1 pseudogene is annotated in these 260 nt (G+C 61.9%); it reads right to left on the bottom strand.

Annotation, left to right across the window (positions count from 1 at the left end):
- A pseudogene (locus RMT89_RS43930) lies at nucleotides 1–260 on the bottom strand (hypothetical protein); the annotation flags it as partial.

The following is a 260-nucleotide window of genomic DNA, read 5'->3' as shown; positions in this document are numbered from 1 at the left end:
CGTTCATCAACTCGTTGGCGGAGCCGACCAGGTCGTGCGCCACTTGGCCTCCGAGCGAAAGGAGAACGGCGCCGCTGGTGAAAGCCGTCGCGGCGCCGATCGCTGCCACGCAAAATTCTTTCCGAATGCTTGCCGGCACATGCGGCATCCGTAGAGACCATGGCTTTCGGCTCCCTACATGACGAGGAAGGAACCAGACTGCGGTGATCAGCGTGGCGATCACCAGCGCGAGAACGACAAAGTCGAGCCGCAGCGGATAG

Source organism: Streptomyces sp. P17, from assembly GCF_032436805.1.
Lineage (GTDB): Bacteria > Actinomycetota > Actinomycetes > Streptomycetales > Streptomycetaceae > Streptomyces.
Note: the sequence above shows the minus strand (reverse complement) of the source record. Positions and strands in the feature narration are given on the sequence as shown.